9 protein-coding genes are annotated in these 8495 nt (G+C 67.3%); 6 read left to right on the top strand and 3 right to left on the bottom strand.

Going from position 1 to position 8495, the window contains the following annotated elements; all coding sequences use genetic code 11:
• Positions 1-163 precede the first annotated feature (163 nt).
• On the top strand, positions 164-565 hold the full coding sequence (locus tag ACT6S0_RS09665) for a PaaI family thioesterase (RefSeq protein WP_444763690.1): 402 nt from the start codon (positions 164-166) through the stop codon (positions 563-565).
• Between the two features lie 7 nt (positions 566-572).
• Here the strand turns inward: ACT6S0_RS09665 and mpl are convergent, their stop codons facing one another.
• Genes mpl through thiD form a run of 3 tightly spaced genes read right to left on the bottom strand, consistent with a single transcriptional unit; the run spans position 573 to position 4210 of the window.
• The gene (gene mpl / locus ACT6S0_RS09660; protein ID WP_444763688.1) at positions 573-1934 is read right to left on the bottom strand and encodes a UDP-N-acetylmuramate:L-alanyl-gamma-D-glutamyl-meso-diaminopimelate ligase; all 1362 of its coding nucleotides are present in this window, start codon (positions 1932-1934) and stop codon (positions 573-575) included.
• A gap of 26 nt (positions 1935-1960) precedes the next feature.
• Positions 1961-3247, bottom strand: a complete 1287-nt coding sequence (gene hemL / locus ACT6S0_RS09655; RefSeq protein ID WP_444763687.1) for a glutamate-1-semialdehyde 2,1-aminomutase — start codon at positions 3245-3247, stop codon at positions 1961-1963.
• Positions 3248-3265: 18 nt separating this feature from the next.
• On the bottom strand, positions 3266-4210 hold the full coding sequence (gene thiD, locus ACT6S0_RS09650; protein WP_444763686.1) for a bifunctional hydroxymethylpyrimidine kinase/phosphomethylpyrimidine kinase: 945 nt from the start codon (positions 4208-4210) through the stop codon (positions 3266-3268).
• Between the two features lie 182 nt (positions 4211-4392).
• Between thiD and ACT6S0_RS09645 the strand changes: the two genes are divergently transcribed.
• The 5 genes from ACT6S0_RS09645 to ACT6S0_RS09625 all read left to right on the top strand — a co-directional run bounded on the left by ACT6S0_RS09645 (position 4393) and on the right by ACT6S0_RS09625 (position 8383).
• Entirely contained in the window at positions 4393-4545 is a 153-nt protein-coding gene (locus ACT6S0_RS09645) for a rubredoxin (protein ID WP_056199756.1), read from the top strand.
• Between the two features lie 70 nt (positions 4546-4615).
• Positions 4616-5020: a response regulator gene (locus tag ACT6S0_RS09640; RefSeq protein ID WP_056263019.1), complete on the top strand. Its 405-nt coding sequence runs from the start codon at positions 4616-4618 to the stop codon at positions 5018-5020.
• An 11-nt stretch (positions 5021-5031) separates the two neighbouring features.
• Positions 5032-5397: a response regulator transcription factor gene (locus ACT6S0_RS09635; RefSeq protein ID WP_056263022.1), complete on the top strand. Its 366-nt coding sequence runs from the start codon at positions 5032-5034 to the stop codon at positions 5395-5397.
• A gap of 10 nt (positions 5398-5407) precedes the next feature.
• Positions 5408-5938, top strand: a complete 531-nt coding sequence (locus ACT6S0_RS09630; protein ID WP_444763685.1) for a chemotaxis protein CheW — start codon at positions 5408-5410, stop codon at positions 5936-5938.
• 72 nt (positions 5939-6010) lie between these two features.
• Positions 6011-8383: a methyl-accepting chemotaxis protein gene (locus ACT6S0_RS09625; RefSeq protein ID WP_444763684.1), complete on the top strand. Its 2373-nt coding sequence runs from the start codon at positions 6011-6013 to the stop codon at positions 8381-8383.
• Positions 8384-8495 lie beyond the last annotated feature (112 nt).

Below are 8495 nucleotides of genomic sequence, written 5' to 3'. Positions count from 1 at the left end.
ATTTGAAACTTACATTCCCCTTGTCGCCGCCGCTGCCGCCACCATCGGGCCGGCGGTTCAGTCCAACAGGTTTATCCGCCGCTGCTATGCCAAGACTTCTTCCAAGCTCGCCTGGGCGGCGGATAAACGCTATTCGTTAGACGGCTCGCTGGAGGCGAATCCAATGAAAGATTTCAACAAGCTCGGCGCGGCTCACCTGCCGGGCTATCTGGGCATCGTCATCGTCGGCGCGGCAGATGCCGAGGTGCAGGCCGAGCTCCCCGTGCGCCAGGAACTGATGGCGCCGAACGGCTACCTTCACGCCGGCAGCATCGTGACGCTGGCTGACACCTGTGCGGGCTATGGCTGCCCGGCCAACCTGCCCGAGGGCGCGGTCGGCTTCACCACCATCGAGCTGAAGTCCAACCATCTCGGCACCGCGCGTGACGGCACCTTGGCCTGCGTGGCCAAGGCCGTGCACCTGGGCCGCACGACGCAGGTCTGGGATGCGGTTGTCACCCACCAGGACACGGGCAAGACGCTCGCCTTGTTCCGATGCACTCAGATGGTGCTGTACGGGAAGTGAACAGTGACTAATGGGCCAGGGCGGCCAGCAGCTTTTCGTGGATGCCGTCGAAGCCACCGTTGCTCATGCACAGCAGATGGTCGCCGGGCTTGGCGACCTTGACGATGGCAGCAACCAGCACATCGACGTCGGCGCCGACGAACGCCTGGGCACCCATCGGCGCCAGCGCTTCCTTGGCATCCCAGCTCAGGCCCTGCTGATTGCAAAAGGCCAGGTCCGCCTCTTCCAGCGCCCAGGGCAGCTGGGCCTTCATCGTGCCGAGCTTCATGGTGTTGGAGCGCGGCTCGAAGATGGCCAGGATGCGCTCGGCCGGCGCGATGCGGCGGCGCAGCCCGTTGACGGTCGTGCGCATAGCCGTCGGGTGGTGGGCGAAGTCGTCGTAGACCCTGATGCCGCCCGCTTCACCACGCAGTTCCATGCGACGGCGCACATTCTGGAATTCGGCCAATGCCGCGGCCGACTGCTCGGGCGACACGCCGACATGCTCGGCAGCGGCAATCGCCGCCAACGCATTGAGCTGGTTGTGCTCGCCGATCAGGTTCCACTCGACCCGCGCGACCTTCAGGCTGCCGCGCAGCACGTCGAAGGCCTGCGGCTCGCCGCGGGCGCGCAGCATGCCGGCTTCTTCCTTCTTGGCGCCGAAGCGCAGCACCTCGCTCCAGCAGCCGCGCGCGATGACACGCTGCAGCGCCTCCTCGCGGGCGTTGACGACCAGCCGCCCGCTGGCCGGCACGGTGCGCACGAGATGGTGGAACTGGGTCTCGATGGCCGCCAGGTCCGGGAAGATGTCGGCGTGGTCGTGCTCGAGGTTGTTCAGCACGGCCGTGCGCGGCCGGTAGTGGACGAACTTGCTGCGCTTGTCGAAGAAGGCGGTGTCGTATTCGTCGGCCTCGATCACGAAGGCCGACCCACTGCCGAGGCGCGCCGACACGCCAAAGTTCTGCGGCACGCCGCCGACCAGGAAGCCGGGCTTGAGGCCCGCGTGCTCGAGGATCCAGGCCAGCATGGAGGTCGTCGACGTCTTGCCATGCGTGCCGGCCACGGCCAGCGTGTGGCGGCCCTGCAGGACATGCTCGGCCAGCCATTGCGGGCCGGACGTGTAGGGCCGGCCGGCGTCGAGGATGGCCTCCATCAGCGGGAAGCGCTCGCCGCGCGTGACGACGTTGCCGATGACGAAAACGTCGGGCTTGAGGGCCAGCTGCTCGGCGCCGAAGCCGGTGATGAGCTCGATGCCAAGGGCTTCGAGCTGGGTGCTCATCGGCGGGTAGACGTTGACATCGCAGCCGGTGACCTGGTGCCCGGCTTCGCGCGCGAGTGCCGCCAGGCCGCCCATGAAGGTGCCGCAGATGCCGAGGATGTGGAGATGCATGTCAGTGGCGCCGGGGGCGCGAAGGATCAGCGCAGGGCCGTGCGCGCCGCCGCGAGCGTGGCGTCGATATCGGCCTGGCTGTGGGCCGCCGACACGAAGCCCGCCTCGTAAAGGGCTGGCGCCAGATAGATGCCGGCGTCCAGCATCGCGTGGAAGAAGCCGTTGAAGCGCGCCTTGTCCGTGGTCATCACCGTGGTGTAGTTCTGCGGCAATTCGGGCATCAGGAAGAAGCCGAACATGCCGCCTTCGCTGTCCGTGCTGAAGGGCACGCCGTTCTCGGCGGCGACCGCGCCGAGGCCGTCGACGAGCTGGCGGGTCCGGGCCGACAGCGCGTCGAAGAACCCGGGCTTCTGAATCTCGCGCAGCGTCGCCAGCCCGCAGGCCGTGGCCACCGGGTTGCCCGACAGCGTGCCGGCCTGGTAGACACCACCCAGCGGGGCCAGGTGTTGCATGACCTCGCGCCGGGCACCGAAGGCGGCCAGCGGCATGCCACCGCCGATGACCTTGCCGAAGACGGAGATGTCCGGCGCAAAGCCCGGGATGAGCCGTGCGTAGTGCGCCTGTGCGCCACCCAGGCCGACGCGGAACCCGGTCATCACTTCGTCCAGCACCAGCAGAGCGCCATGCGCCGTGCAAAGCCGGCGCATGGCGCTCATGAAGGCCAGGGAGGCGCGCACGAAGTTCATGTTGCCGGCAATCGGCTCGACGATCACGCAGGCGAGCTCGTCGCCGTGCTGCGTGAACGCTGCTTCGAGCTGCTCGACGTTGTTGTACTCAAGGACGACGGTGTCGGCTGCGGCGCCCGGCGTGACGCCCGCGCTGGTGGGGTGACCAAAGGTCGCGAGTCCCGAGCCGGCCTTCACGAGCAGCGCGTCGGTGTGGCCGTGGTAGCAGCCCTCGAACTTGATGAACTTGGCCCGGCCGGTGGCGCCACGCGCCAGACGGATGGCGCTCATCGTCGCCTCGGTGCCCGAGCTGACCAGGCGCACCTGGTCCATGCTGGGCACTAGCTTCAGGATCTCCTCGGCCAGCTCGATCTCGCGCACGGTTGGCGCGCCGAAGGAGAAGCCTTCGGTGGCGGCCTGGGCCACCGCCTCCAGCACGGCTGGGTGGCCGTGGCCGAGGATCATCGGCCCCCAGGAGCCGATGTAGTCGACATAACGCTTGCCTTCCGCGTCATAGATATAGGCGCCTTCGCCGCGGGCGATGAAGCGGGGCGTGCCACCGACGGCGCGGAAGGCGCGCACGGGCGAGTTGACGCCGCCGGGGATGACGCGCGCGGCGCGTTCGAAAAGCTCGGAATTGCTGGCCATGAGGAGGGAATCAGGAGATCAGTGCATGCGCCGCGGCGTTTTGGGCGGCGTCTCGGGCTCGGGGTCGGGCTCGAAGTCGGGGGGCTCGCCACCTTCCTCGTCCGCTCCGGGCAGGGCCCAGAAGAAGCGGTCGGGGATGACATTGCCCATGCCCGGCCGGAAGCCCGCGTCGAGCGACTGGTCCAGGAAGGACAGCGCCTCGCTGACGGCGGAATGCAGTTCGGCCCCGACCGACAGCAAGGCCGCCAGCGCCGCCGACAGCGTGTCGCCGGCCCCCACGAAGGCGGTCTCGAAGCGCTCGAATTTCTCGCCGGTGATGGGCCCCTGCGCGTTGGCCAGCACGTTGTCCACGTACTGGTTGGGCAGCTGCATGCCGGTCACCAACACATGCTGGGCACCCGCCTGGGCGGCCGCGACAGCCAGCTCGCGCGCCGACGGCGCCCGTTCGTTGTCCCAGTCCGGCAGCAGAAAGTCGGTCATCGTCTTGTGGTTGCCCACCAGCACCGCGGTCTGCGGCAGCACCAGCTCGCGCAGCGCGTCCAGGTATTGCTGCTGCTCGTCTTCGTCGATCCAGGCGACCGAGGGCAAATAGGTGACCAGCGGCACGTCCGGGTAGTCGCTGAGCACCTCGGCGACGGCGCTGACGGCCTCGGCATTGCCGAGGAAGCCGACCTTCCAGGCCGTGATGGGCACGTCCTCGAGGATGTGGCGGGCCTGCTCGGCAACGGTGTCGGCGTCGAGGTTCTCGTGCTCGAAGACCTCGGCCGTGTCGCGCAGCACCACCGCAGTGACGACGGGCAGACAGTGCGCGCCCATCGCCGCGATGGTGGCGATGTCACCGGCCAGGCCGCCGGCGCCGGAGGCGTCGCTGGCGTTGAAGCTCAGCACGCAAGCCGGCGGCGGGCTTTCCTGTTCGGATTCATCGTCCACGGGGTCGGCGGGTAGGGGGGGTGTTGGGCTCATGGGGAGGTCGTCGCGGGCGCGGCCTAAGAGCGGCCGCAAAGCGTGGAGTCTGCCGCTAAAAGGGCGCGTCTGAGGCTTCGGGCACAGGCGTTTGCCCTCAGCATTGCGCTCTCGGGCCCTGGCTAGAATGGTTCGATTGTAGTGAGCAAACTCTAAGCACCGTGAGCGAACCCAGTACCTGGATGTGCCTGATCTGCGGATGGATCTATGACGAAGCGGCAGGCGATCCGGAGCACGGCATCGCGCCGGGCACCGCCTGGGCCGATGTCGACATGAACTGGACCTGCCCCGACTGCGGTGCGCGCAAAGAGGATTTCGAGATGGTGCGCATCTGACTCGGCCTCACAAGCCTCACAGGGGGCCGAAAGGGCCCGGCCCCGAGCTGAAGTTCCGAGGAGACGACGTTTGAACGATCAAGTTTCCGGTGCAGGACCCACGCGTATCCTGGTCATCGACGACAGCAACACCATCCGTCGCAGCGCGGAGATTTTCCTGAAGCAGGGCGGCCATGAAGTGGCTTTGGCCGAGGACGGCTTCGACGCTTTGGCCAAGTTGGGCGACTTCCATCCCGACCTCGTGTTCTGCGACATCCTGATGCCCCGCCTGGACGGCTACCAGACCTGCGCCATCATCAAGCGCAACCCGGAGTTCTCGGGAGTGCCGGTGATCATGCTGTCGTCAAAGGATGGCCTGTTCGACAAGGCGCGCGGGCGCATGGTGGGCTCGCAGGACTACCTGACCAAGCCATTCACCAAGGACCAGCTGCTCCAGGCGGTGCTGCAGCACCGCCGCCAGGAAGCACGTACCTAGAGAGAACTGCCATGAGCATCCATAACATCCTGCTGGTTGACGATTCCAAGACCGAACTGCATGCGCTGTCGGAAATGCTGGTCAAGCGCGGCTTCGACGTCCGCACCGCCGAGAACGCCGAAGAGGCGATGAAGCGCCTGGCCGAGGCCAAGCCCGACCTGATCCTGATGGACGTGGTCATGCCCGGGCAGAACGGTTTCCAGCTGACCCGCGCCATCACGCGCGACGAGCGCTATGCCGGCGTGCCCATCATCATGTGCACGAGCAAGGGCCAGGAGACCGACAAGGTCTGGGGCATGCGCCAGGGCGCGAGCGACTACGTCGTCAAGCCCGTCAAGGCCGAAGAACTCCTCGCCAAGATCAAAGCCCTCGGCTGAAGGCATCCGCATGGCCAACAAGACCGCCCTCCGCGAACTCCAGCAGCGCCTGGCCGAGCGCATGCAGGCTGCGCGTGAGCAGACGCTCATCGCGAACTGGCTGGCTGTGGAGTGCGCGGGCGTCGGCCTGCTGTTTTCGTTGAAGCAGGCCAGCGAGATCTTCGCGCCCGTGCCGATCAAGCCGGTGCCCTATGCCAAGCCCTGGCTGGCCGGCGTGGCCAACCTGCGCGGCGGCCTGTTCACGGTCGTCGACCTCGCCGTCTACCTGGGCCTGCGCGAGCCCTCACCGAACCGCGGCGTCGCCGCGCAGAGCCGCCTGGTGTCGCTGGGCAGCGACCTGAATCTGAACTGTGCGCTGTTGGTCGACCGGCTTGCCGGCCTGCGCAGCGACGAGCAATTGCCGCTGGCGACCCAGCAGCCGGCCGGGCCGCTGCCTCGTTTTGCTGGCGCCTTGCGCCGCGACGAAGCCGGCCGCAGCTGGCAGGAAATCAATCTCGAAGCGTTGGCGCGGCAGGAGAACTTCCTGCACATCGTCGCGTGATGGACGCTTCGGTTTCAAACTTCAAGCCGCGTGCAAACGTGGACATCACAAACACTGAAGGACGAGGGTGAGATGAGCCTGCTGGACAAGATCAGGGGAAAGTCCGAAGCCGATGAGCTGCCGTTGGCAGCACCGGAGGCTGTCGACACGACCATCGATTCGCGCAGCGGTGTCGGCTTCGACGCACCCCGCAACATGGACTCCACGCTTGCCGGCGTTGACCTGCCTACGCGCAGCGAGGCATACGCGCGTACGGAGGCGCCCTCCATCATCTCGCCGGCCGTGCCGACCGAGCCGGGTCCGAACAGCGAGTTCCCTCCCAGCACGACGATGAATTTCGCGGCGACGACGCAGGCCGCCGACCCGACGATGTTGCCGCCTCTGCCAGCCACGGGCGCCGAGAAGCTGGGTGACCTGTTCGGCCGTCACCGCCAGCGCGTGCTGACGGCCCTCGTCGTCGCCGGCCTGATCGGCACCGCCGTCTCGGTCAGCATGGTGCTGGTCAGTTCCAACCGCAGCGCCGCGCAGGTGCGCGCGACCGGCCAGGCGCTGATGCATTCGCAGCGCATGGCCAAATCCGTCTCCGCCGCGCTGGTGGGAAACCCCGCCGCGTTCGCTGAACTGCGCGAGTCGGTCGGTACGCTCAGTGGCGTCGTCAACAACCTGCGCACCGGCGAAGGTGAGCTGGCGATCGCGCCGGCCGCCGTGCTGCCGACGCTGCAAGCGCTGACGCCCCTGGTCGAGCGCGCCGAGAAGAACGGCAAGGTCGTGCAGGCGCAGGAAAAGATCCTGACCCAGGTCGGCACGGCGCTGCGCGCCATCAACCGCCAGTCCAGCGACTTGCTGGAAAGCGCCGAGGCCGTGTCATCTCAAGCCCTGCAGATCGGTTCTTCGGCGGGCGAGGTTTCCGCGGTCGGTCAGCTCGTCATGCTGACCCAGCGTATCGGCAAGAGCGCCAACGAGTTCCTGACCCAGGAAGGCGTCAGCCCCGAGGCGGTGTTCCTGCTGGGCAAGGACTTGAACTCCTTCAAGCTGATCACCGAAGCGCTGATCAGCGGCAGCCCCGAGCTGCGTCTGAACGCTGCGCGGGACCCGCAGCTGAAGGAACGCCTGCAAACCCTGCTGACGCAGTATGAGCAGACCCGTACCCAGGCCTCCGCCATTCTGGGCAACCTGCAAGGCCTGGTGTCGGCGCGTGAAGCGCAGACGGCCATCCTCAACGACTCCGAACCGCTGCGCAAAGGCCTGGAGCAGGCCGCGGCGGAGCTGGAGAAGTCCGGCGGTGCGGGGTTTGGCCTGGGTCTGCTGATGGCGCTCTCGCTGATCGCCCTGGTCGGTGGTTTATACGGCTTCCTGCGCCTGTATGTCGCCGACCAGTCCGAGCGCGCTGCGCTTGCCGATGCCCAGCGCCGCGAGGCCGAGGCGCAGGAGCAGGAAGCCAAGCGCGTCAACGATGCCAACCAGGCCGCCATTTTGCGTTTGATGAACGAGCTGGCCAGCGTCGCTGAAGGTGACCTGACGCAGCAGGCGACGGTGACGGAAGACATCACGGGCGCGATTGCCGACTCGGTGAACTACACCGTGGAGGAGTTGCGCAACCTCGTGGGCCAGGTGCAGGCCACGGCGGCCCGCGTGACCGACACCACCGGCGCGGTCGACCAGACGTCGACCGACCTGCTGGCCGCGTCCAAGGAGCAACTGCACGAGATCCGCGCGACCGGCGAGGCCGTACTCGGCATGGCGAGTCGAATCACCGACGTGTCCGTGCAGGCGCAGACAACGGCCGAGGTGGCGCGCCAGAGCCGTCAGGCTGCCGAGCAGGGCCTGTCCGCGATGCAGAACAACATCGCCGGCATGAACGCCATCCGCGACTCCATCCAGGAGACGTCCAAGCGCATCAAGCGCCTGGGCGAGTCGTCTCAGGAAATCGGCGAGATCACCGAGCTGATCTCCGACATTACCGAGCAGACCAACGTGCTGGCCTTGAACGCCGCCATCCAGGCCGCGTCCGCCGGTGAAGCAGGCCGTGGCTTCTCGGTCGTTGCCGAAGAAGTGCAGCGCCTGGCCGAACGCTCGGGCGATGCGACGCGCCGGATTGCCGCGCTGGTCAAGACCATTCAGACCGACACCCACGACGCCGTCGCCGCCATGGAGCGCTCGACGCGCGGTGTGGTGGAAGGCACGCAACTGTCCGACGCGGCCGGCAAGGCGCTGGAAGACATCGACAGCGTGTCTCGCCAGCTCGACGAGCTGATCGGCAAGATCTCGTCACAGGCCCAGCAGGAAGCCGCGTCCGCCAACGAGGTGGCCTCCAACATCCAGCACATCTTCGCGGTGACGGAGCAGACGTCCGAGGGCACGCGCTCCACCGCCCAGATGGTGCATGAGCTGTCCCGCTCGGCCGAGGCGCTGCGCACGTCCGTGTCCCGATTCAAGGTCGCCTGACATGGAGCCCCTCGCCCAGTCTTGCCGCGCTGGACGCGGGCAAGCCCAGCCGGTCCCCCTGGGGGACGGCGATGCCTGCGGTATCGAACCGCAGGCACATCGTCCGGCCCGC

The organism is Roseateles sp., assembly GCF_052436255.1.
GTDB lineage: Bacteria > Pseudomonadota > Gammaproteobacteria > Burkholderiales > Burkholderiaceae_C > Pelomonas.
This window is presented reverse-complemented; position numbering and strand designations above follow the sequence as displayed.

Excerpts from the sequence above, each read along its gene's own strand:
- ACT6S0_RS09625 (WP_444763684.1), top strand. The coding sequence starts at position 6,011 with ATGAGCCTGCTGGACAAGATCAGGGGAAAGTCCGAAGCCGATGAGCTG.
- ACT6S0_RS09635 (WP_056263022.1), top strand. The coding sequence starts at position 5,032 with ATGAGCATCCATAACATCCTGCTGGTTGACGATTCCAAGACCGAACTG.
- mpl (WP_444763688.1), bottom strand. The coding sequence starts at position 1,934 with ATGCATCTCCACATCCTCGGCATCTGCGGCACCTTCATGGGCGGCCTG.
- ACT6S0_RS09645 (WP_056199756.1), top strand. The coding sequence starts at position 4,393 with ATGTGCCTGATCTGCGGATGGATCTATGACGAAGCGGCAGGCGATCCG.
- ACT6S0_RS09630 (WP_444763685.1), top strand. The coding sequence starts at position 5,408 with ATGGCCAACAAGACCGCCCTCCGCGAACTCCAGCAGCGCCTGGCCGAG.
- ACT6S0_RS09665 (WP_444763690.1), top strand. The coding sequence starts at position 164 with ATGAAAGATTTCAACAAGCTCGGCGCGGCTCACCTGCCGGGCTATCTG.
- thiD (WP_444763686.1), bottom strand. The coding sequence starts at position 4,210 with ATGAGCCCAACACCCCCCCTACCCGCCGACCCCGTGGACGATGAATCC.
- hemL (WP_444763687.1), bottom strand. The coding sequence starts at position 3,247 with ATGGCCAGCAATTCCGAGCTTTTCGAACGCGCCGCGCGCGTCATCCCC.